The 23,926-nt window shown below is 67.1% G+C and carries 12 protein-coding genes; 7 read left to right on the plus strand and 5 right to left on the minus strand.

Features of this window, described 5'->3' with window-relative positions:
• The first annotated feature begins 65 nt into the window (after window positions 1-65).
• From ACFY29_RS25480 to ACFY29_RS25490, 3 genes are all read left to right on the plus strand, one after another.
• The gene (locus tag ACFY29_RS25480) at window positions 66-1,280 is read left to right on the plus strand and encodes a sensor histidine kinase (RefSeq protein WP_386990193.1); all 1,215 of its coding nucleotides are present in this window, start codon (window positions 66-68) and stop codon (window positions 1,278-1,280) included.
• The gene (locus tag ACFY29_RS25485) at window positions 1,277-1,912 is read left to right on the plus strand and encodes a response regulator (protein ID WP_386990195.1); all 636 of its coding nucleotides are present in this window, start codon (window positions 1,277-1,279) and stop codon (window positions 1,910-1,912) included. The genes ACFY29_RS25480 and ACFY29_RS25485 overlap by 4 nt, the downstream gene beginning before the upstream one ends.
• A gap of 183 nt (window positions 1,913-2,095) precedes the next feature.
• A complete protein-coding gene (locus ACFY29_RS25490) occupies window positions 2,096-3,340 on the plus strand; it encodes an ISAs1 family transposase (protein WP_386990197.1) in 1,245 nt (414 codons plus the stop codon).
• 159 nt (window positions 3,341-3,499) lie between these two features.
• Here ACFY29_RS25490 and lepB read toward each other — a convergent pair whose 3' ends face one another.
• The 4 genes from lepB to ACFY29_RS25510 form a co-directional block, all read right to left on the minus strand.
• Entirely contained in the window at window positions 3,500-3,991 is a 492-nt protein-coding gene (gene lepB / locus ACFY29_RS25495) for a signal peptidase I (protein WP_386990199.1), read from the minus strand.
• A 134-nt stretch (window positions 3,992-4,125) separates the two neighbouring features.
• Window positions 4,126-4,716: a hypothetical protein gene (locus ACFY29_RS25500; RefSeq protein WP_386990201.1), complete on the minus strand. Its 591-nt coding sequence runs from the start codon at window positions 4,714-4,716 to the stop codon at window positions 4,126-4,128.
• Between the two features lie 23 nt (window positions 4,717-4,739).
• The gene (locus ACFY29_RS25505) at window positions 4,740-13,487 is read right to left on the minus strand and encodes a DNRLRE domain-containing protein (protein ID WP_386990203.1); all 8,748 of its coding nucleotides are present in this window, start codon (window positions 13,485-13,487) and stop codon (window positions 4,740-4,742) included.
• Between the two features lie 499 nt (window positions 13,488-13,986).
• Window positions 13,987-15,726 (minus strand): BTAD domain-containing putative transcriptional regulator, encoded by a 1,740-nt coding sequence (locus ACFY29_RS25510; RefSeq protein ID WP_386990205.1) that lies wholly within the window; start codon window positions 15,724-15,726, stop codon window positions 13,987-13,989.
• Between the two features lie 1,061 nt (window positions 15,727-16,787).
• Between ACFY29_RS25510 and ACFY29_RS25515 the strand changes: the two genes are divergently transcribed.
• The 4 genes from ACFY29_RS25515 to ACFY29_RS25530 all read left to right on the plus strand — a co-directional run bounded on the left by ACFY29_RS25515 (window position 16,788) and on the right by ACFY29_RS25530 (window position 20,371).
• The gene (locus tag ACFY29_RS25515; protein WP_386990206.1) at window positions 16,788-17,942 is read left to right on the plus strand and encodes a serine hydrolase domain-containing protein; all 1,155 of its coding nucleotides are present in this window, start codon (window positions 16,788-16,790) and stop codon (window positions 17,940-17,942) included.
• A 274-nt stretch (window positions 17,943-18,216) separates the two neighbouring features.
• Window positions 18,217-18,654 (plus strand): DUF4231 domain-containing protein, encoded by a 438-nt coding sequence (locus tag ACFY29_RS25520; protein ID WP_386990207.1) that lies wholly within the window; start codon window positions 18,217-18,219, stop codon window positions 18,652-18,654.
• Between the two features lie 26 nt (window positions 18,655-18,680).
• On the plus strand, window positions 18,681-19,064 hold the full coding sequence (locus ACFY29_RS25525; RefSeq protein WP_386990209.1) for a hypothetical protein: 384 nt from the start codon (window positions 18,681-18,683) through the stop codon (window positions 19,062-19,064).
• A gap of 182 nt (window positions 19,065-19,246) precedes the next feature.
• Window positions 19,247-20,371, plus strand: coding sequence for a DMT family transporter (locus tag ACFY29_RS25530; protein WP_386990211.1), 1,125 nt, complete (start codon window positions 19,247-19,249; stop codon window positions 20,369-20,371).
• Between the two features lie 1,339 nt (window positions 20,372-21,710).
• Here the strand turns inward: ACFY29_RS25530 and ACFY29_RS25535 are convergent.
• Entirely contained in the window at window positions 21,711-23,822 is a 2,112-nt protein-coding gene (locus ACFY29_RS25535) for an MMPL family transporter (protein ID WP_386990213.1), read from the minus strand.
• Window positions 23,823-23,926: the final 104 nt, after the last annotated feature.

Genomic DNA, 23,926 nt, shown 5'->3' on the forward strand with positions numbered 1-23,926 from the left:
CCGGTTCTAACTTTTGATCGAGGCCGTCCCGGGAGATGACTGCCTAGGCTGGAAGAACTGTGAGGATGACTGCTACGGCCTTGACGCCCGCCACCCGCACCCTGACCTGGTGTGTGCACGTGCTGGTCGTCGGCCTGCTCGCCCTGACCGCCGGGCGGGCGGTCGTTGACAGCCGTCCGCACGCCGGGGCGGTCATCGCTGTGGCCGCAGCGTGTGGGCTGGTCTACGCGGCCGGACCTTTCCTGCCCCGCATCAGCCGCTCCCGGCGCGCCGCCGCGGTATGGCTGACCGCCGTGGTCGCCATGTGGCTGATGCTGCTGGTTCTATCGGCCGACGCGGTGTGGGTGGCCTTCCCGCTCTACTTCCTGCAATTGCACCTGCTGTCACGCCGCGGCGGCCTGGCCGCCGTAGTGATCACCGCGGCGGCGGCCATCGCAGGCTTCGGCGCTCACCAGAGTTCCGTCAGCCCGGCGATGGCGATCGGCCCGGCACTCGGCGCCGCCGTGTCGATCGCGGTGGTTTGGGGGTACCAGGCCCTGTACCGCGAGAGCGAACAGCGCCGGAAGCTGATCGACGAGCTCATTGCGGCCCGCACCGACTTGGCCACGGCACAGCACACCGCCGGCGTGCTCGCCGAACGCGAGCGCCTCGCCCGGGAAATCCACGACACCCTCGCTCAAGGCCTATCCAGCATCCAGCTGCTGTTACGCGCCGCTGAACGGGCACTGCCCTCCACACCGCAGAAGGCCACCCGCTACGTCGAGCAGGCCCGCCAGGCCGCCGTTGACAACCTCGCCGAGGCTCGCCGTTTCGTCGCCGCCCTCGCCCCACTTGCCCTCGAAGACACGACCTTGGCTGGCGCCCTGGAACGACTGTGCGCCACCACCAGCGCTCGCCACCGGCTCACCGCACGTTTCCACCTCACCGGCGAGCCCCGGCCGCTGCCAACCGAGCACGAGGCGGCCCTGCTGCGCATCGTCCAGTCCGCCCTCGCGAACACCGTGCGCCACGCCGAGGCAACCACCGCCGACGTCACCCTCAGCTACCTCGGCGACCACGTCGCCGTGGACATCATCGACAACGGGCACGGCTTCGACCCTCACCGGCTTCCCGCGCCCGACGCGCAGACCGGCGGATTCGGGATGCCCGCGATGCGCGCCCGCGTCCTGGCCCTCGGCGGCACCCTTACCGTCGAATCCGCCCCAGGCCACGGCACCGCCCTGGCCGCCCAGTTGCCCCTTGCCTCCCCCGCCGACAACAGCGTCGAGGCAAACTCGTGACCGACAAGCCCATCCGCCTGCTCCTGGCCGACGACCACCCCATAGTCCGGGCCGGGCTGCGCGCCGTACTGGAAACCGAACCCGGCATCACAGTCGTAGCCGAAGCCGCCACCGCCGAGGAAGCCGTCACCCGCGCCGGCCGCGGCGACATCGACGTCGTCCTCATGGACCTGCAATTCGGCAAAGGAATGAACGGCGCTCAGGCCACCGCCGCCATCACCGCCCGCCCCGGCGCACCCCGCGTACTGATCGTCACCACCTACGACACCGACGCCGACACTCTGCCCGCCATCGAAGCCGGCGCCACCGGCTACCTCCTCAAAGACGCTCCACCTGAAGACCTCGCCGCCGCCGTACGCACCGCCGCCACCGGCCGCACCACCCTGGCCCCCGCCGTCGCCGACCGGCTCATGAGTCGGCTACGCGACCCCCGCACCGCCCTGACCCGCCGCGAGACCGAAGTCCTCACCCTGGTCGCCGACGGCCTGTCCAACCAAGCAATCGGCTCCCGTCTTCACCTCACCGAAGGCACAGTCAAGTCCCACCTCGCCCGCATCTACACCAAGCTCGGCGTCGAGTCCCGCACCTCCGCCGTCGCAACCGCAACCCAGCTCGGCCTCATCCGACGCTGACCTAACCGACGCCCCTGCTGGGGAGGCTCAGGCCAGGGCCCCGGAGTAGTCCGCGAATGTCCTCTTTGGTCTGACTTTGGTTTCCGGTGGCTGGTGTGAGGCGAGCACGACACATGTGGATCATGGAGGTGTCTAGACTTCACGATCGGCAGAGGTGTCGTGCCCGCTATGTCATCATCGCCTATGCCGTCGGCGGATCGCGCCGCGGCTGTCCCTGTCGGTGCCCCGCTGGCCGGGGTGGAGGGGCTGCTCGACCGGTTGGGTCAGGTGGTCGACCCTCGTGATCCTCGTGGTGTGCGGTACCGGCTGGCGACGTTGCTGGCGATCGGGGTGTGCGCGATGAGTTCGGTCGGCCACAACTCGCTGACCGCGATCGCGGAGTGGGTGCGGCGCTGCGACCAGCGGGAACTGGGCCAGCTGGGCTGCCCGTTCGACCCGTTCACCGGCCGGTACCGGGTTCCGGACGAGCGGACACTGCGTGATGCCTACGGCAGGGTCGACCCGGTTGATCTGACCGCCGCCGGGTACGGGCATCTGGCCACGCTGGCCCGACCCGGGCCCACCCCGCTCACCCCGGACGGTGTCGGTGAGCGGGAACAGCGTCGCGCTCACCGCTCCGCCGCAGCCAACCCGCCCCGCCGCGCCGCCATCGCGGTGGACGGCAAGTGCCTACGCGGAGCCAAACGCCCCGACGGCAGCCAGGTGTTCATCCTGTCCGCCGTACGCCACAGCGACGCGGTCACCGTCGCCGCCCGCGAGATCGGCGCGAAGACCAACGAAATACCGGAATTCGCGCCCCTGCTGGACCAGATCTCCGACGCAGACCTCACCGACACGGTGATCACCGTGGACGCCCTCCACGCCCAACGCGCCCACGCCGTCTACCTCGTCGAGCAGCGCCACGCCCACTACCTGTTCACCGTCAAGGACAACCAACCCACCCTCGCCGCGCAACTGCGGGCCCTGCCCTGGAAGCAGGTGCCGGTCCTGCACCGCCAGACCAACCGCGGCCACGGCCGCCACGAGATCCGCGAGGTTCAGGTCGTCACCGTGGACGACCTGCTGTTTCCCCACGCCCGGCAGGTCGTACGGATCCGCCGCAGACGCCGCCGGCCAGACACGAAGACGTGGACCATCGAAGTCGTCTACGCGATCACCGACCTGCCCACCCACCAGGCCCGACCCGAGGAGATCGCCGCCTGGGCCCGCGACCACTGGACCATCGAGAACAGCGTGCACTGGATCCGAGACGTCACCTTCGGCGAAGACGCCAGCCAGGTCCGCACCCACAACACCCCCACCGTCATGGCCGCCCTCCGCGACATCGTCCGCGGCACCATCCGCCTCGCAGGCTGGGCGAACACCGCCAGCGCACGCCGCGCCCACACCAACCCCGCCGCCGCCCTCGCCCTCCACGGCATCCCATGACCAACCGGACATTCGCGGACCACTCCGGGGCCCTGCCTCGCCCTCCACGGCATCCCATGACCAACCGGACATTCGCGGACCACTCCGGGGCCCTGGATAGACGCCGTGGTTGTCGGCGTTCATGAAAATGGCTCATTGTCGGGCGATCGGCCTGCCTGCTCAGGGCTTCACAACGCCGATCACGTTTTCCGCCGGGACCGATCCATTCTGTGAGGAGTCGTTCGCCACGCCCCGGTAGTCGCCGAGGAGATAGATCTCGCCGGGCGGCACGGTAATGGGTTGGAACTGTGTCGGTGCGCCGTCTATCTGGATGTAGGGCTCGTGCTGCGCGGTTCCGTTACGGATGAGCCAGCCTTGGGCATCGCAACAGGCGATCGTGTCACCGGGGACGGCCGCCACTCGCAGAATCCGTGGCCGCCCATCGGGATTCCAGCCATAGCTGTCCGGTGGATTGAACATGACGACGTCACCTGTGCGCGGCTGATAATCGCCCGGCTTCACCACGTCGACGCCGACCGTCGACCCTTTCCTGATCGTCGGCTCCATCGTGGGGGAGTTGACCTCGTAGCGCTTGTCTCGGGCGCCATCACCAAGAGATGCGCAGGCGGTCAGGGAGAGAACGAGTCCCATCAGGACGGCGATCTTCCGCACGGCTGTGATCATGTCAGCTTTGTCCCCTACAAATCCATGGCCAGCGGAACTTGAAGTCCGGAGTGCGCGCCCTCCGAGCCGGAACGATGCGAACCTCTGCAGGTTCCGTCCCAGCTCGGAGGGCGCTGACACGGTCAGCTCTCTCGGTCCGGGTTGGTGAGGGCCTCCCACTCCTCGGGGCTGGAGATGGTCTGTCCGGCTGGCAGATAGAACGCCCGCCGCGGCGGATCGGCGACCGTGAAGGGCTTGAATTCTGGATCCGCAATCACTCGATAGACGAATTCCGCGACGGACATGTCGAGCCGGCGCCACGGCTCCAGCGGGTCCTTTCGGACGATCAGCGGCCACCGGTCGGACCCCACCGAGCGGTCAGCAAGCCAGAAGTACTCGCCCTCGGTCTGGTCCGAAGCCCAGCGGATCAGACCCGGACCCCTGTCCGGCTCATACAGGCCGTAGGGCGCGAGGAACTGCTCGATCATGTCGCCCTCGCGGTTGTCCTGCCGATACCTCCGCCATGTCCCGAGCAGTGACGTCGAACCTTGATCGGCGGTCGGCGGCAGAACGTACAGGTATGCCGAGAACGATCCCGGCCCGAAGCGGTGGCAAATCTCCTTGTAATCGGTCGGCAGTGTCACCCCGAGCTCCGATTCGACTTCGGCCCAGTCGACGCCGGGAGGCTCCCGACGCCACCCGGTCGCGTCCACGATCCGGTCTGTCCAATTCATTTTCGTTCCTTTGCCTCAGCAGTTCACGGACCAGGGACATTGGGGATGGTGGTGTTCACCACCTGTGCCCCCTGGGTGGTCCACGCCTGGAGGGTGATGCTAGTCGGGATCGGACCGTCACCTGTGTAGTTGGGCACCGCGTGGAAGTACACGGTGTTCCCCGCTTTGATGGAGGCCGCGATCTGGTTCTCGAAACCTCTCATGACCGGACTGTTGGCGTAGGCGTACATCGGCACCAGGTTTCGGCGATCGTCACCGACGCCACCAAGTTGCCGGGCGAGCAGGTGACCGCGCTGTAGCTTGGGATCCGCCCCCAGGGTCCACCCCTTCGGGGCGTTCTCCCAGAAGCCGGGGGTACTCTGCGGCCACGGCGGGGACGATCCCACGATCTTGGTGTCCGGCACACCCTTCTTGACCAGTTCCCCGTCCTCTTCGTAGTTGAAGCCGGTGGCGTTGAGGCAGGCCGTGACCCCGCTCGCTCGGCCGTAGTGGTCGAGCGGCTTGTAGTAGACCCAGTTCTGCCCAGTGTTCTTGCAGTCCTGCGCGTACCGCGGCGCCGTCGTGTCCCCCGGCCGCCACTCGACCTTCCGGTCCGGGGTGGCGAACAGGCCCAGCTTGTAGTTGGGCTTGTCGCCGATGGCGCTCTCCTGGTTGGTGGAGCCGGCAGGGCTGGCATCGAGGAGGATGTCGGCGAAGAGCCGGAAGACCGTCATGGCAGGGTTTCCCCGGCCCTTCACGACGCTCTTGCCGACGCCCTTGACGGCGTCCTTGATGTCGCCCCAGACCCCACCGAGACTGATGTGGCCGTCAATCTCCACGCTGCTGATCGGGTTGCCACCGCCGAAGGCGTAGCGGTTGGCGTTCCAGGGGTCCGTGCCGAGGTTCATGTCGGCCAAAGCTCCGTTGTAGCTGTCCCGCGACAGGAACCGGTTCAGGTTGGGGCTGTAGTTGCGGAAGCCCATGTCGTAGTCGCCGGACGCCTGGTCCCAGCGCTTCGCGTTGAAGCGGTAGGCGTTGTACGGCTCCTTCGTCGGGTCCGCGGTGTCCGGCTTGTCGATGCCCGTGAACTCGGCCTCGTTGTTCTTGCCGTACGCCGTGTAGCCGTACGTTGCCTTCGTGTCGCCGGCCTCGTCGGTCACCTGCTCGACATCGGTGTGCGGGTTGTAGCCGAAGTAGGCGTCTTCCTCGCTGCCGTCTTCCTTGTGCGTGACCTGGGACAGGCGCTGTCCCCACGGCGAGTACTGGTACGACTTGGCAACCTTGCCGGCCACCTCCTCGTTCAGCACCTCCGAGGAAAGACCGAGGTAGTTGAAGGTGGTGACCTTCTCCTTGGCGCCGCCGACGTCCGTGGTCTTGGTGGTCGTCCGGTCCATCGGGTCGAACGTGTACTTCGTGACGGACGTGGCCGTGCCGTTCTTCGTCCGCTTCTCGACGACGTGGTCGAAGCCGTCGTAGACGCTGCGCTCGATGACGGTTCCGGCGGAGGTGACGGTATCCAGCCGACCGAACGGGTCGTAGTTGTAGGACGACTTGACCCCGTTCGTCTCTGCTGTGAGGAGACGGTTCCGGTCGTAGTTGTAGGCCGTCGTGACGTTCTTGACGGTCTGGCTGATGACGTTGTTGTTGGCGTCGTGGACGTAGGTCTCCGTCCCCGACACATCACCGGTCTTGGTCACCGACCCCAGCCGGTCACGCGGGTCGTAGGCGTTCTCGGTGGTGTTGAGGATGTACGCGGAGTGATTGTCCGCGCGCATCTTCTTGTTGACGTCCTTTGTGCGGTTGCCGTTCGGGTCGTAGGACATGGAGTGCTCGGAGACGACCACCCCGTTGGGCTTCTTCTCGACCTGGTCTTTGACCAGCCCGTCGAGGTAGTACGTGTAGTCGACGGTGTTGCCGTTGCCCTTGGTCTCTCTCAGCGTCTCGCCGCGGTCGGTGTAGGTGAGGGTGGAGACCTTCTTGTCGGTGTCGGTGGGCGACTTACCGTTGGTGACCTTCGAAACCAGGTCTCGCGCGTCGTACTCGAAGGCCGAGTACTCCTTGTCGTGGGTGGTGGTTAGCGGTGCGCCGTTCTCGTTGTAGGTGTACGAGGTGGTGTTCTTGGCCGTACCGGACTTACTTTCGGTGACCTTCTGCACCTGGTTCAGCGCCGTGTACTCGATGGCGTAGTTGTCGACGCGGGCACCCGGGGACGAGTCAGTGACGGTCTCGAGGTTCCCGTTGGGGTCGTACCAGTAGCGGTAGTCCTTCTGCTCGTCGTCCGGCTCACCGCTGTTGTCACGGACCAGCTTGACCGCGTCCGCGACGACCATGCCGGTGGCCTGGTCCGACAGCGACACCTTGTGGCTGTTGCCCTCGGTGAAGCTGTACGAGCCGAGGCTGACCCAGGTGCCGGCGCCCGTGGACTGGTTGACCGTCCGCGGCGTATCGCCGCTGCCGTGGCTCACCGTGTACTTCGCGTCGGTGGCCGCGCCGGTGACCGTCGGGTAGCGGGCGAAGACCTGGTACGTGCCGGCCTGCGGCACGTTCAGCTGCCAGGTGAAGGTGTTCGCGCCAGTCCCTGCGGGTCGGGTGACGTAGTTGGTCCCATGCCTGTCGCCCGCCGTGTTGCCCGCGGTCCAGGTGCCGGCGGCGGTGGTGTTGTTGAAGTCGGAGTTGTCGACCAACACCACCTGCTTACCGAACGGCACCCCGTTGTCGGAGCGGGAGCTCAGCTTGCCGTCGGGGTAGTAGCTCCAGGTCATCATCCGGTTCGCCGTCGAACTCGACGGGTTCTCACCGGCCGGGGTCAGCGTCCGCCTGGTCTGGGCGCCGAGGTCGTTGTACTCGTAGGAAGTGACGATGTCCCACGGGTCGCTGCTGGACTTCGTCCAGCCGTTGTCGAAGTACGTGTACGTGGTGTCGTTACGGACCGCCTCACCCGCCGACGGCGGCGCCGACAAGAGCGCGAGCCGTCCCACCTCGTCGTACTTGTATATGGTGGCGTCCGCCTTCGTGATTCGGGCGTCGTCCATGTCGTAGGCGGTACGGGTCTCCTCGACCCGGTTGAGCTTGTCGTAGACCTTCTCCGTGGCGAAGTCGTTCGGGTCGTCGGTGGTGTCCACGCCCCGCGGGCTGATCACCCTGGTCTGGTTGCCGACCTCGTCGTACTCGTACTTCGTTGTGCGGTAGGTGATGGTGCCTGCGTCGTTCTTGTGCGGAACCTTCACCTGGCTCGGCTTGCCTCGGGGGTCGAGGGTGGCCTCGGTGATATTGCCGAGCTTGTCGGTCGTCGTGACGACGAGGCCGTCCCGGTCGTAGGTCTGGCTCGTCGACTTGCCCGCGGCATCCGTGGTCCTTATGAGCCGGTGCGCCTTGTCGTAGTCGAGCAGGGTGCTGTAGTCGAGGGCGTCCGCGGTGGCGTTCTTCCGCGGATCAACCACCTTCTTGACGTTTCCGACATTGTCGTATTCGTAGGAGATCTTCTGGCCCTCGGCGTTGGTGACGCTGGTGAGCTGGTAGATCTCGTCGTACGCCTTGGTGGTGGTGTAGTCCCCGGCCGTGGCGGTCAGGCTGCCCTTCGGCTCCGTGGCGGTCAGCAGGTGACCGGTCTTGTCGTAGGTGTAGGAGGTCCGCCGCTCCGGGTCACCCGCCTTGTCGACAGGAGCCAGGGTGTACGCGAGCTGGTCGGCCTTGTCGTAGGACGCCTTCATCACGGCACCGGTCGGGGTGTACGACTCGTAGACGTTGTCGTTCTCGTCGTAACTCGGAGCGGGGGCGATGATCCACTCACCGGCGGCCTGGTTCTTGGCCATCCTCTTCTCCAGCGGACGACCGAACGTGTCGTACGTCTGGGTGATGTCGTGTTCCAGTGCATCGGTGACCTTGAGTACGTTTCCGCGCACGTCGTAGACGAACTTCGTGGCCCGAGTCTCCGCGTCCGCGATCGTCTGCGGGTAGCCGTTCGGGTCGAAGTCGCTGTTGACCGAGGTGTTGTCGTTCGCGTCGGTCGTGGTCAGCTGCTGGCCCCAGGCGTCGTACGTGTAGGACGTCTTGTAGTCGTCCGGGTCCGTCGTGGTGTTGCCCATCGGATCGACGACCCAGGACAGGTCGCCGTCGGTCTCGTAGCCGAAGGTCCACTTACGGCCCTGTGGGCTGGTCTTCTCGACCAGGTCGGCGACGTATCCGTTGAGCTGCCGCTGGTAGGTCAGGATGCTGCCCGCCGTACCGTTGGCCACCGCCTCGGCGTCCTTGATCACGGTTGGGTAACCGGTCCTAGCGTCGTACGCCCAGGTGGAAACCGCGCCATTGTCCTCCCGAAGCTGGGTGACGTTGTGGTCGTCATCCCAGGTCAGGGCCATCTTCTGGTTTTTGGCATTGGTGGTCTCGATGGGCCGGCCGTAGCCGTCCATCAGGGAGACGCTGGCCCGGTTCTCCGCGTCGGTGACGGTGGTGCGGATGTTGTTGGTGGCGTCCGGGTCGACGTAGGCGAACTGGGTCAAGTTGAGGTCGTCGAGCCGGTCGGTGTAGTACTTGGTCCGCCAGTGCCACTTCGGGTCGTCGCCGGTTTGCGGGTAGTGGTAGGTCAGGGCGGTGGAGTTGCCGCGTGGGTCGGTGACCTTGACCAACTTGACGTTCTTGTTGCCCTGCGTCATGTCGTAGGCGAACTTGAACGTCTTCGGGGCACCGTTGGTCGACCCGGCGCCGTCGATCAGCTCACCCAGCAGACCCTTGTCGGTGTAGGCGAAGGTGATTTTGCGACCAGAGATGTCGGTGATCTGCGAGACGTGATCGATGATCTTGGGGTTGGTCAGGTTGGCCGCCCCGGACACCCGGTCCCAGGTGGTGTCGTCGATGTAGTCGTACGTCTGGCCCTTGGCGTAATACTCAATCTTTAGGGTCTCGCGGCCCGTCGAGTCGGTGATGTACTTGAGGAACTTGGTCGGCTTGTTGTTGGACTTGCGCTCCTCGTAGGTGAAGCGCATCTCGTTCTGGTTGTTGTCCACCACGCTAGTCAGGAAGCCGTCGCAGTCGTAGTAGAACTGCGTGCGGTCCGGCCGGGTCAACCGCCATGCCTGCGGCTCCTGCGTGTTGGCCTTGCAGTTGAGGCTGGTGACCTTCTCCAGGTAGAGGTGGACGCCCTTGGGGCTCTTCCACTCGTTGGCCGTGGCGTCCCAGGTGAACCAGTGGCTGGTGCCGTCGCCGTCGGTCAGGGTGATCTTGGTGGGGTTCGGGTTGGGGTGGAAGTCCAGCGGAGTTCCGAGGCGCATCATCGACGACGCTTGCAGGGACCAGCCGTAGCCGGCGACGCTGTCGGTGGTGTCTAGCGAGTTGTAGGACACCCGGACGAACGTCGACAGGCCCCGCGACGGGTTGTTGAACGCGTTGTACGACCAGACAGTGTTGCCGGCGTACAGATTGTTCATCAGGGCGCCGCCGGCGCCGGTGTTCTTCCCCGCGTACGAGTAGAACTTTTCCAGACCCAACTGGTCGGAGGTCGGCTCCTCCACCGCGACGTTCTGCGGCAGCGGTTGGATCGCCGGGACGGTCTCCGACAGCTTCTTGCCGGTCAGCTTGTTGCGCAGGTCCCACTGCAGCACGTAGTCGGTGCGCTTGTTCCCCTCCGTCGACGATGGCGGGGTCTTCAGCTGCGCGGTCACGTCGACTGTGCCACCGGCCGGGATGCTCTTGGGCAGCGGCGTCTTCAGCTCGTAGTTGGCGTCGGCGCCGTCCGTGGTGCCGTCGGCCCGCTTCCAGTCGTAGGCCAGTTCCCAGTCGGTGGGGTTCCAGGCCGCCAGGGTCGGGTTCGACAGGGTGACGGGCACCGTGTAGGTGGAGTTCGCGGTGGCCAGCGCGGGGGTGGAGGCCGCGTAGTAGGTCGACTCGGCGGTCTGTTCGAGGTAGGTGACCTCCAGCGTCGGCCGCAGCAGCGGCTCCTCGGCCTCGGAGGAGAGCAGCATCGCCCGCGCGGTCAGGTTCGTTTCGTCCCGCTGGCGCAGCAGGAAGCCCTTGTTGCTGCTGGGCGCGGTGAGCCAGCCCAGCACTGCGGGCGTGACGTTCCAGTTCGCCCACTCCGGGTCGTTGGTGAACCCGTTGAAGCTCGCCTTCCAGCTGGCATCGTAGTCACCACCGCCACCCGTGGTGAGCCACGCGGTGGTGCCGTTGCTGGTGTTCCAGGTCGCCTTGGTTTCGTCGAAGCCCGTGGTCAGCTTGTGGACGTCGACGTACTCGTCCTGGTCCTCGCCCGGGTAGAGGTAGGTGTTGTACATCCTCAGCTGGGCGTCGACCACCTGCGCGTTGGTCGGGACACCGGTCAGGGCGGGAAATTTGATCAGGCCCCGGGTGTCGCCGTAGTAGGCGGAGTTGTTGCCGGGACTGACGTACGGGTCACCGTCGTAGACGTCGACGTTCTCGGTCGAGCGGGTCTTCGACAGCGTGGTGTCGATGACGCCGTCGGTGCCGGTCGCGTTCGTGCCGGCGGTCCGGTAGATCCGGGTGATCTGGCCGGCCTTCGGCAGCATCGCCGGCTGGGTCGGACCGGCGAAGAGCTGCCCGCCCCGGGTCTTGACCGCCACCATGTAGTAGTAGAACTTGCGGTCCATCGGGTCGGTGTTGTCCGCCGCTGTCGGCACCGCAGTGGTGTCTTGATACGTCAGCGTGTTCGACGAGACCGGCGCGATAAGCGTCGTGGCGGACGGCGTGTAGTTCTGGTGCACGCTGCGGTGCACCTGGTACTCGACGATGTCGTCGTTGTCGGCCGTGGTGGGCGTCGGATCACTGTATGCGGGCCAGTTGAGCACGGCGCCGGTCGAGGTGACCGTCGTCGGCGGGTTCACCGCCACACCGGGCCGGCCGTAGGTGACGACGAGCTTCGGTAGGTTGTAGTCGCGCCGGTCGTTGGCGTAGGCGTACTCCGACGCCTCGAAGACCGGGCCGCCCTGGCCGAGGGTCGTCTCGTTCTTCGCTTGCAGCGAGAAGCCGTGATTGGTCTGAGTCTTGTTGACCCACTGCTGCACCACGCTGCGCACCGGGAAGGACAGCCAGGCGCTGGACTTCGCCGCGTCCTTCACCGCGCCCTGCTTGCTGAACCGCACGGCGTCGGCGATCACGACCTCGTTGGCAACGTCGCCGAGCACGACCTTGCCGGTGGTGCCGGCGTCGAAGTGGTGGGTGCCGAGGGTCTTCCAGGCGCCCTTTTCGTCGGGCGTCCGCTGGTCGATCGTGTAGTCGGTCCTCTTCCCGCCCGACGAGTGGACGGTGTATTTGGCGGTGTCGGTCCGGTCGAAGGCGCCGACGTAGTGCACCTCGACCTTGTAGTCACCGGCTTCGGTGAGGGTCGGCGTCCAGGTGTAGGCCTCCCCGGTCACCGCGTCCTTGTTCACGCGATAGTCAGTACCGACCGCCTCCGAGGTCAACGGACTCGTCGACGCCGTCCAGGTGCCCTGCGCCGACGAGCCGGTGTTACCGTCGTCGACGGTCACGAAGTTGCCCGCCGGTCCGGTGTCGACCTTGTTGTACATCGAGTCCCAGGTCGCGGAGTCCTCGTCCCACGTGGCGGTGACCCGACGCGCCTCGATCGGCACGTCGTACTGCCAGGCGGTGTGCGTCTGGGAGTAGTACATCTCCAGACGTGCGTCGTCGATCGTGGTGTTCGCCGGAACCAGGCTGGTGTCGAACTTGACCAGCGAGCGCCACTTGCCCGAGCCCGACGTACCGACGTGCAACGGCCACTTGGTGATGTCCTGCCCGTACGCGTGGGCCGGGTCGGCGGAGTAGATTTGCACGTCCTGCGCGTCCGTCGGCACCGGCTGGACCTTGATGGTCGGGTCGATGACCACCGGGTAGACCCGCGCCGGGTCGGCCAGCCAGCCACCGTCGGCGGCAACCGTGATCGTCGACCGGCCGCCGGACTGGCTCACCCTCTGGGTGACCTTGTCGCTCCACACCTTCCCGACCGGAGACGCCTTGTCGTCCTTGGCGTCGAACATGAACGGCGCCGGCATGACGAACGCCGGCTCGCCGCCCGCGCGCGGGACGAACGCGATCGACCCGTCCGCCCGCTGCTGCGCCGTGAGGGCGGCCGTGTCCAACGTGAACGTGTACGACACCGGTCCGCTCGGGGCCCGGCGCAGGACGATCTTCTCCTTCAGCGCCGTGGAGGTGACGTCGTACACGACATCCGCGCCACCCGCCACACCCGCGTAGGTCACCGTCGAGCCTGACACCGTCGGCGTCACGCCCCTCGCCGCGCCGTCCAGACCCAGCTCGATGCTCCGCCCACCCTGCTCAAAGCGGACCAGCTCATCCGAGCTGTCACCGAACAAGCTGGTGAAGGTGTTCGTCCGATTGCCCTGGACGTAGCCCTTGTCCTTGACCGGACGGACCCGGGTGTCGATGGTCTGCAACGTGCCCTTGGCGTCGCGGTAGTGCAGCGGCACCATCGAGATCTCGGCCTGCGTCCGACCGTCCGAGAGCTGGTAGACCTTGCCGTTGTCGGTCCGCTTGCTGGTCAACTCCTTGACCCGCTTCTGCGGCGGCCACTTCTTCGCCGCTGGGGGCTTCTCGTTCACCGCCAGCCCGGCGCTGACCACCTCCGGCTTCGCCTTACGCGGCCCACCGTCCACCAGACCGCCCGCCGCTCGACCGAGCCGGGACAGCAGGCCCTCGTCCTCGGCGCTGGCCGCCTGGTCGGCGCGTTGGGGATCCTGGTCCGGTAGGACCTCCATCCCTCCGAGCGTCGCCACCATGGCCAGCACCAGACCCCCGATCAGGGGACCCCTCACTGTCTTCTTCACCCGTCACCCTCCGGTCTGCAGGTAGACACGATGGGTAAGGATCCCGAAGGGTCATACATGATCTCCTATATTGAAGCTATACGATCGCACGCGAGTGCTATTCCTGTCGATGTTGAAACCGCCCACGGCCTCAGGGCTTTCGCCAGCGGATATGACAGCAGGAGGATCGCCACGACATCGACTACGGTCGTTACCGGGATCCGTAGGAGTGCCCACGCTCCTCGGTGGGCGCCGGTAGTCAACGACCGGCGCGACTGAGCGGTAGCACGAACGTCAGTGCGGAGCCAGCAGTGACCATGACGACGGAGCGCCCGGGATAACGGGGGACAACCTCACCCTGCCCCGATGACGGCCATATCGCAGCCCAGGCCCGCTCGATTGGGCCCAGTACACCGCTCAGTTCTGGCCTAGCCTGGTGCTGAGATGTCACTCCATGCTGTTGGACGCGAGGTGCAGCTCGGCCACCACGAACGTGGGCAAGAGATGCAGGAACCCGGCCTCACGCCGATCTGGGCAGCAGAGTGATGGGCGTGCCGCTGATCGGTTGGTACGCCGAGGGGGACGGCCCGGCGGCCAGTTCGGCGGCATACTCCCCGACCAGTGCGGGGAGTCGATAGTCGCCTAGCCCGTCCCGGTAGAGCAGATGCGCCTCGACCAAGTCCTCAAGAGCCTTGCGCACTCGCTCGTTAGAGACACCGAGCTGCATGGCGGCCCGGTCGACCACCGCTGGGGCCCCCGGGGACGCGCCTAACAGTTCGAATAGCCGACCGGCCACCTCGTCCTCAGAGCGAACCAACGCGACACCGGTCGCCAGGCTGGCCCGCACCGACAGGTCCTCGTAGGCCAGCAGGTCCAGCCGGCCCCGGCCGTCCCCCAGCTGGCCGGCCAGCGTCGCTACCGAAATCCCCGGCCACCGAGCCAGCCTCGAACCGACGATCCGCAGCGCGAGCACCGACCCCGCGCAGAGCCGGACCAGCTCGGTGGTGCCGTCCGGATCCGCTGCCAGTCGGTCCGGACCGGCGAGGGCGGCCAGCAGGTCACGGGCCCGAGCGGCGTCCAGCGGCGGGAGGGCGACCCGATGCACCCCGTCGAGATTGCCTAGGTGCCGTTGACCGACCACGATCAGGGCCGGACCGGGTCCGGCGGGCAGCAGCGGCCGCACCTGGGCCGGCCGGGTGACGCCGTCCACTACCAGCAGCAGCCGGCGTCCGGCGGCAAGTGAGCGGAACCGTCCGGCCCGCTCGTCGGCGCCGTCCGGCACGTCAGACGGCGCGACACCCAGCGCGCGCAGCACCCGGGCCAGCACCTCGCCCGGCGTCACCGATGCCCGGTACCCGAGGTCAATGAATACCTGCCCGTCGGGGAAGTCGGTGGCCGCCACGTGGGCGGCACGCACGGCGACCGCCGTCTTGCCGCTGCCGGCCGGGCCGGTGACGACCATGACGGCCGGGGTAGCGGTGGTCACCGTCGTCACAACCTCTGCGGTCTCCGCAGTACGGCCGACAAAGGTGACCACGTCCGCCGGGAGTTCACGCGGCGTGGTCCAGCCAATGACACCGTCGAACCTGGACTCGACGGCCGACGTCGGCGCCTTGACGATCGCAGCGCGCGGCGGGGGGTACGAAACTTCGGGCGCCCTGCTGAGTATCGACCGGTGCAGAACGTCCATTTCCTCACCTGGCTCGATGCCGAGCTGCTCGCCGATCGTCGCGTGCGCCTCCCGATAGGCGGCAAGTGCGGCCGGAACGTCTCCGCATCGGTACAGTGCGAGCATCAATTGCCCCCACGCCCGCTCCCGCAGCGGGTGGGCCGCCAGGTGTTCGCGCAGCTCGGACAGCAGGTCGCCGTGCCTCCCTACCGCCAACCGCGCCTCAGCCAGCTCCTCGAAGACTTGGAGCCGTTCCTCATCCAGACTCGCCCAACGATTGTCCAGCGCGGTGCCGCGCGGCAGGCCGTCGCCGGCCGCGCCACGCCACTGCGCTAGTGCTGCGGTGAGCGTCGGAATGGCGCCCATCGGATCCTCGGTGGCCAGCCGGCTGCGACCTTCTTCTGCCAGCCGCTGGAACTCGATGACGTCCAGCTCGTGCGGCGCCAGTTGCAACTCGTACGCGTTCGGGCGCGCGACCAACCGATCACCCAGCACCCGGCGAAGCCCGGCTGCGTGCGAACGGAGATTCGCCACAGCGGACGCCGGTGGGGTGTCGGCCCAGACGACCTCGGCCAGCCGCCTCAACGACACGGACCGATTCGCCGCCAGCGCGAGCCCAGCGAGAACCGCCCGTCGGTTCCCCGCACCCGGGGTGACGGCCCGGCCGTCCACGCTCAGCTCTACGTTGCCCAAAAGCCGAATCCCCAGCTGCATATGCCCCCCGTTGACCTTCGAGCACGCGCCCAGGCTAAACGGGCCCATCACGGCACAACAAGACATCCCGACGGCAACAAAGGTGATGAGCATCAATGTGACGGAGCGGCGCGTCGACGTAACGGAAGTGCCACAGGAAGCGCTTCCGGTTGTCCGTGACGCGGCATGGCAGCCGCTGACGCCAACCGGTCCCCTGATCCCGCCGTCTGCGACCCCGCTGCGCCTAGTCTCGCGACCTGGGCGTTCACCTGGGGTGGCAGGAGTGGCCCACGTTCACCCACGTCACCGAAACCGCCGTTCTCCCAGCCCAGGACCACACCCTGAGCACACGAGCCCCGGTTTGCGATCGGCGGTCGGCCGCAGTGGCCCGCGTTGGCACCGGTTGACCCCGGTTGGCATCCGCTGGAGGCACACACCGCACACATCATCCAAGATGATGAGGGGTCGCCCGCTCCCCCGGCCCGGGCGTCGCCGGCCGGCAGGAGATGGCCGCAACGACGAACAGTGGGCCATCCTGGTCACAGCGCTCGAGGGCGGCCTCCGGCTGCACCCCACCGAGACCGAGCCGGGCCTGTTCTCGCCGACCTCGGCCATCGTCGACACAGGACGGTGACCAGCAATCCTGACCTCTGAACCAAACCTAAACGGCCAGGATCGCACGAACCATCCTCGGCGTCAGGCTGCCAGTGATCTTGCGAGGATCGCAATTGCTTTGTGAGCCGCTGCCGGACATGGGTCTGTCGGCAGTTGTATCGCGTCGGCTTCGCGGTCTTCTTTGTCGCGTAATGGGGGCTAGCCCCCATGTCGGGTTACGGGTTTTCCGGTTAGTGCAGACATCGAAGCTCTTCTTACAATTTGGGCACATTCCCTTTTCCCGTAAGGAGCTCGATGTGAGCGCACGTTCCGCAGTCCAGAGGACGGTGAGGTGGCGGAGGGCCGTGGCGGCCGTGATGGCTGGCGCGGTGCTGGCCGCGGCAGCCGGCGGTGGAGCCGGGTCAGCCGCACCGCCCGCCCCGGATCACCGGTCCACGGCCACGGTGCTCCAGCACGGCCTCGACGATCTGCACCGCCTCGGCGTATCCGGGACGCAGAGCCAGGTTCGCGACGGGAACCGGGTGACCGTGGCCCGCAGCGGCGTAGCCGACCTGGACACCGGCACGCCGATGCCCGTCAACGGGTACTTCCGGATCGGCAGCACCACGAAGACGTTCGTGTCGGTGGTGCTGCTCCAACTCGTCGGCGAGGACCGGATCGGGCTGGACGACCCGATCGAACGCTGGCTGCCCGGTGTCGTCAACGGCAACGGCAACGACGGCCGGCAGGTCACCGTACGCCAGGTACTGCAGCAAACCAGCGGCCTCTACGACCCCGCCGCCGGCCTCGCCGCGCTGCAGTCGGCCGACGAGTTCCTGGCGCACCGCTTCGACCACTACACCGAGTCGCAGCTAGTGGCGGACGCGATGCGGCACCCGCCACTGTTCCCCGCCGGCACGCACTGGAGCTACTCGAACACCAACTACCTCCTGGCCGGGATGCTCATCAAACGGGTCTCCGGACACCTGTGGTACACCGAGGTACGCTCCCGGATCCTGATGCCGCTGCACCTGACCCATACGTTCTACCCCGGCGACCGGCCGACCCTGCCCCAGCCCCACGCCGAGGGGTACCGGCAGTTCGCGCCAGGAGGGCCACTGGTCGACACAACCGTCTTCAACCCGACCGTCACGGCCTCGGCCGGCGGCCTGGTCAGCACCACCACCGACCTCGCCCGCTTCTGGCAGGCGATGGCGCGCGGCCAGCTTTTGCGGCCGAGACAGATGGCCGAGCTGCACCAGACCGTGCTGGCCGACGAGTTCCGGGTAATCCGGCCCGGCATCCGCTACGGGCTGGGCATCATGTGGATACCCAACCGGTGCGGCGGCTCCTGGGCACACGTCGGCTCCATGCCCGGGATGAGCACCCTCGCCGCGGTCGCCCCGGACGGGCACCGCTCGACGGTCGTGTACGTGGCCACCGAGCTCGCCGACCCGGACCGGGCACTGGCGGTCATACAGCGGCAGATGGCACTGCTCGAAGACCTGATCTGCGGCTGACGACCATCGGGGAAAGAACGGGAGTTCGACGTACACCCCGGTCGGCGGCGGCGCGAGTCTTCCTGGCGTCGTCGACCGAGGGTGGACGTGTTGGTTGACGCCCCGCCTGACATCGGCGGCGGCCAGACCCTGGCAAGAATTACCGACCCGCCGTCCGGAGCAAAGATCCGTCGGCAGCTCGGTACGGATGCGGGCCAGACGCCGCCGTAGCCCTGGGATCGATCAACAGGGTCGCGTGGACGGCCCGACCCCTCGTTACCATTCGAGCCCGACGATGTCAGCGCCGCCGTCACGTACCTGGTGTCAGCTGGCCGAGGACATCACTGAACTGGACCAGGTGGTGAGGCCTGTCTTCGACGCCTACGACCGCAAGGCGCTGTGCGAGCAGAACGCGCATCGGAGGCAGCATGTGACGGTTCTGGGTGGTTCGGCCGTGCTCACCGCGCTGGGCGGCGTCCAGGCCTTGCTGCCCGGTCAGCGGTGGCCCGGCTTCCTGCTGGCGGTTGTCGGTGTTCTGCTCTCCACCAGCAGCAAGTGGCCCAGGGAACGGGCGTCGTTGAGTGCCTTCCTCGATGCTCGAATTCGCGCGGAACGGCTTCGTGCCATGTACTTCCAGTACCTGACACGGACCGGTCCGTATACCGGCCAGGATCGTGCGGTGGTGCTGCGACGAGCCGTGCTGGCCGTCAAGGCAGGACGGGAGCCGCAGTGACTGACCGGGATACGGCTGTCCGCGCCGTGTACAAGAGCGTGCGTATCGCCGGTCAGTTGACGTATTACCGCAACCGGGTCGACGAGTACACCCGTGCGAATCAACAGGCCATCATCGTGCGTAACACGCTGCTCGGCTTGGCCCCCATGGCGGGAGCGGTCAGTCAGTTCGCGGACGGAGGCGGCCGGACCGCAGCCGGCCTGGTTGCTGCTTTGCTGGCTTCCCTCGCGGGTTCGGTGACCGCATTCGAGGCGCTCATCGGTTTCGCCCCGACAGCGAAGTTGTACGTCGACGCCGCGGTCAGCCTGGAGGAGGCATGCCTGCGTTGGGACACCGGCAATGACCTCGCCACCGACGTCGAGCGAATCGAGCAGGTCTTCCATGCCGAGGCCGGCCAGTGGGGCAGCTGACTATCCCCTCCGCCTCGACCGTCCCGGCGTCGACAGCAGCATCTGACACCCGAGACGACGGCGCCGTCGAATCTCCGCACGGCCTCTGCGGGCTACGCCGAGCATGCACTGACACAAGATGATCTTTCGCTTGGTCACGGTCCGGCCGTACCTCTGTTTGGGTGAAACGTAGGCATGGGAACGTGGTGGGTGCCGCGATGGTTCTCGGCGCCGCGGCGCTGTGGGGAACGATTGGTCCGGCGCAGACGTTGGCGGCAAGCGGCATCGGCATGGCCGCTCTGGCCGGGTGGCGACATGCGGTAGGCGGCATCTGTCTGGTGGTTCTCGGGTTCTGCCGTTCGAAGATCTCTCCATCGCCGGCACGACGACGGTCGTGGGTCCTGCTGCTGGTGACGGGGGTAGCGAGCGCCGCGTACCAATTCAGCTTCATGTCGTCGGTGTCACACAGCGGAGCCGCAATGGGCACCGTCGTAGCCATCAGCGCCGTCCCCCTGTTCACCGGCATCGCCGGCCGCGTGCTGGACGGTGAGCGGCTGAGCGCGTTGTGGTGCAGCGGCACCGTCGGCGCAGTGGGGGGCTGCGTGGTTCTACTGCGACCCGAGACCGGGCTGGTGGACGTGGTGGGTCTTTGCTGGGGCGGCCTTGCCGGCATCACCTTCGCGGCGTACACCACAGCGATGAAACGACTCTCGGCGCGCACCCCATCGCTGATCATGGCCACCGCCGGCAGCATGGCAGCCGGCGCGCTCGTACTGGCGCCGTGGATCCACATGGACATCGCCATGGTGGTGGACGTCCGCACCGGATTACTCGTCGTGTGGTTGGGTCTCGCCGCGACAGCCGTTCCGTACCTGTTGTACGCACGAGGTTTGCGCACCGTCAAGTCCGGTACGGCCGGTGCCCTTACGCTCGCGGAGCCGTTGACCGCGGCGTTGTTGAGCGTCGCGCTGCTCGGCGAGCGGATCGCCATGGCGCAGGCCGCCGGTTGTCTGATCATCCTCAGCGGGATGCTCGCCATCGTGATCGATGCGCGGAGACGAACGGCCGTGGCCCAACCGACTGGTCGCGGAATGGCCATCGGTGACTCCGTAACGATGGAACTGCCGTTGATGCCTTTCGCGTCCCCGGCGCTTGGCACCACCGCCACTGTGGAGATCCCGGTCATTCGCAGGGCGCCGGCCCGCATCGAGAATCCGCGAGCCGGGCCGGCCGCAACTCCGGTCGAGGTTCCGCTTCCTGGTGCCAGGTTGAGCAGCCGTGATCACCCGTGGTTTCCGGGAATCCACCGCCGCGGTGATGGTGTGTGAGGGGTGCACGACGATGCGGTTCTGGCGGGGCAGGGCGGCCAGGAGCACGGGATCGCCGATGGCGATGCGGCACAGATGCCGGGCGGCGGCCGGTAGGGGTAGTTCCTCGCGGGCTCCCACGACGTGCGCGCCATCGGCGGCCGGGATGACCAGGATCGCGTCGGTCACGACGTCGACGTGCAGCGTGAGGCCCGGTGTCCAGCCCAAGGCCCGCACCAGTGGACGAGCGGTGACCCGGCCGGCGGCATCGGGGCGGCCCAGGTCGAACAGCACGCCATCGCCATTGCGGGCCGCAGGCTCGGGCAATGTCGGCAGCGGCGCCGGCTCCGGCGATGCGACTGGCAGGGGGCAAGTACGAGCGCCTCGACGAGCTGCTCGTCGGGCGGGCGAGGACGCGGACTGCCACCACTCACCTTGCTCCTGCCAGCGCGGAGGCCTGCCTGCGGGAGCAGCAACGCTTGGCTCGTACGCAAAGCGCGGAAAACCGCAGTGGTACCTGCGAGGTGCAGCTGACGACTTCCCAGAGGCGCCCGGCGGCGGTGCCGCGTTGCTAAACCAGCGCGTAACGTAACGACGGTCAGCTATGTTGTCACGCTGCGTCGCCCGGCGCTGTCCGTCAGCCGCTGTCTGTGCAAGCACCTGTCGGCGTACTGGTTCGGATGCAGAGCCAGGTACGGCAGGCCTACACAGCCCGGGAAATTTGGCGCTTCGGCTCCGTCGATGGACTGCCGGTCCAGGGGCCTACATGCGCTCGTTACCAAAGAGTCGGGTCGGCGCGCCGGTCGCGGCAGATCCGGTTGTTCCGTTCACGACCGGAGGGCTGACTTTCAGGAAGCCAGCGCCAAATAGGCCGCTGGTTTACAGCGAGGACGACATCCGACGCCTCGTCGGCGGCCTCGATGACATGCGCAACACCCTGCGGGACGCCCACAGCGAGGACAAAGGCAATGTCTACCGCGAGCTACGGCTCGCCCTCACTACAACCCCGGTGAAAACAAAATCAGCGTCGAAGCTAGGCCCGACGCTGATTACTGTGGGGTAACTGTACGTGTCCGAGGGGCCACACGAACCAATGCCCACCGCTGGTGACGATCGGCCAGACTTTGACGCTCACACAGGTATAGCTGCCCGGCGACCTCTTCGGGTCCGCCGAAGAGGTCACCGAGCATGAAGCCCTGCTCAACGGGTGCCGGCGATGGCCCGGACCAGCACGCCCACACGTGTGCGGGCGATTGGAAACGCATGGCGGCGTGATCAATCTGAGGGCCGACCGGCTCGAGGCGCTGACAGCGCCGGTCAGCCCCGCGTTCCGTGACTTCCATTGACCCGCCGAAATCCGTCAGGCGGGGACCTCGTTTGGTTGCTGGGCCGCCTCGGCGGGCTCCACGTCGGCGATCTTGCCCAGCCGGCTGGGCCACCACATGTGCCGTCCGATGTCGAGGTTCAGCGCGGTGACCAGGACCGCGCGGACGATGATCGTGTCAAGCAGGACGCCGAACGCCACCGCAAAGCCGATCTCGGCGAAGGCGGTCAGCGGGAGGGTGGCCAGCACCGCGAAGGTGCCGGCGAGGACGAGACCCGCGGACGTGATCACGCCACCGGTAGCGGCGAGGCCGATGAGTGCGGCGCGCCGGGTGCCGTACCTCGCGGTTTCCTCGCGTACCCGGGTCATCAGGAAGATGTTGTAGTCGATGCCCAGTGCGACGAGGAACACGAACACGAACAGTGGCAACGACGTGTCGGCGCCGCCGAAGCCGAAAATGTGCCGGAAGACCAGCGCGCTCGCGCCCAGGGCGGCACCGAACGACAGCACTACCGTCGCTACCAGCACCAACGGCGCGACGACGGCTCGCAGCAGCAGCGCCAGGATGACGAGGACCACGACGAGCACGATCGGGATGATGAGGTTGCGGTCGTATCGGGCCGCCCGCTGCAGGTCGAGGTTGATCGCGGTGTTGCCGCCGACCTGAGCGTCCGCGCCGGGCACGGCGTGCACGCGGTCGCGTACCCGGTCGACCGTGTCGTAGGCCGCCGGGCTGTCGGCTGCGGCGTTGAGGGTGCCCACGACATAGGCGAGGCCACCTTTGGCGACGGGTTCGCTGACCGACGCCGGGTCGATGCCCTCAGTCGACGCGAGCGCCGCCTTCACCGCGGGGCCTTGCTCCGCCTTGCTGATTACGACGACCGGGTTGCCCGCACCGGCCGGGAAGTGCCGGGCGAGCACTTCCTCGCCCACGATCGAGTCCGGGTTGCCACGGAACGATTCCTTCTGGGTCAGCCCGGTCGCATCGAGCTGGACGAGGCCGATCGCCATGACGGCCAGTGCCAGGCCGGTGGCGACCCAGGTGATTCGGGGGCGGTTGGCTATCCGCTTGCCAATGTTGGCCCACAACCCGGTGGTGGTGGGCTCCGCGGAGCCGAACCGGGGCCGCACCGGCCAGAAGATCCAGCGGCCGACCGTCACGAGCATGGCCGGGAGCAGGGTCAGCATGACCGCGAGCCCCACCAGGACACCGATCGCGGCGACCGGGCCGAGGCCCTTGGTGGAGTTGGTCTCAGCGAAGAGCAGGCATAGCATGCCGATCACGACGGTGCCGGCGCTCGCGATGATTGCCGGGCCGGCACGGTGCAGCGCGACCGCCATGGCCTCATGCCGGTCTGAGTGGCGCCGCAGCTCCTCGCGGTACCGCGCCACGAGCAGCAGCGCGTAGTCCGTGCCCGCGCCGAACACGAGCACGGTCAGGATGCCCGCACTCTGCGCGTTGACGGTGAGGCCGGCGTTCTTCGCCAGCAGGTAGATGACCGCCTGGGCGGCCGTCAGCGCGACGCCGGCGGAGACGACGGGCAGCAGCCACAGCCCGGGACTGCGGTAGGTGAGCAAGAGGATCACCACGACCACACCGATCGTGGCGAACAGCAGCCTGCCGTCAATGCCAGCGAAGGCCTCGCTGGAGTCCGCCGCGCTGCCAGCGGGCCCCGTGACGTGCACCGACAGCCCGCTGGCGCCGGCCTTCGCGACGTCCTTCATCGAGGTGACAATATCGCCCGCCTTGTCCCACCCCTGAGGGCCGAGATTGAGCGGGACGATGATCTGCGCCGCCTGACCGTCGCTGGAGAAGATCGGGCCGCCGACCTGACCGTCGACTTCGGCCATCTGGCCGAACCTGTGCGCATCGGACACTGTCTGCGCCCGGTCGGTCTCGGTCAGTCCGGAAGACCGCTGGTAGACGACAACGGCCGGGATCGTGTCGGCCGACGCGAACGCCGCCTGCCGGTCGAGCACCTGAGTCGACTCCGCGCTACCCGGCAGCCAGGACTTGGCCTCATTGTCCTCGACGCTGGTGAGCTTGCCGGCAAGCGGCCCAGCCACCGCGACGAGAGCCAGCCAGAACACGATGATGAGGTACTTCGTTTTGCGTCCTGTGATCAAGCTCGCGACCGACCTGGCCATGATCCCCCCGTTTGGACGTCCAATCCCCGATGGACCAGGTAATGTTCCCGTCTACCCAAGCGTCCCGACATCGGCAGTACGCACCGACACCACTGCCCAAAACC

Source organism: Micromonospora sp. NPDC000668, assembly GCF_042897975.1.
Lineage (GTDB): Bacteria > Actinomycetota > Actinomycetes > Mycobacteriales > Micromonosporaceae > Micromonospora.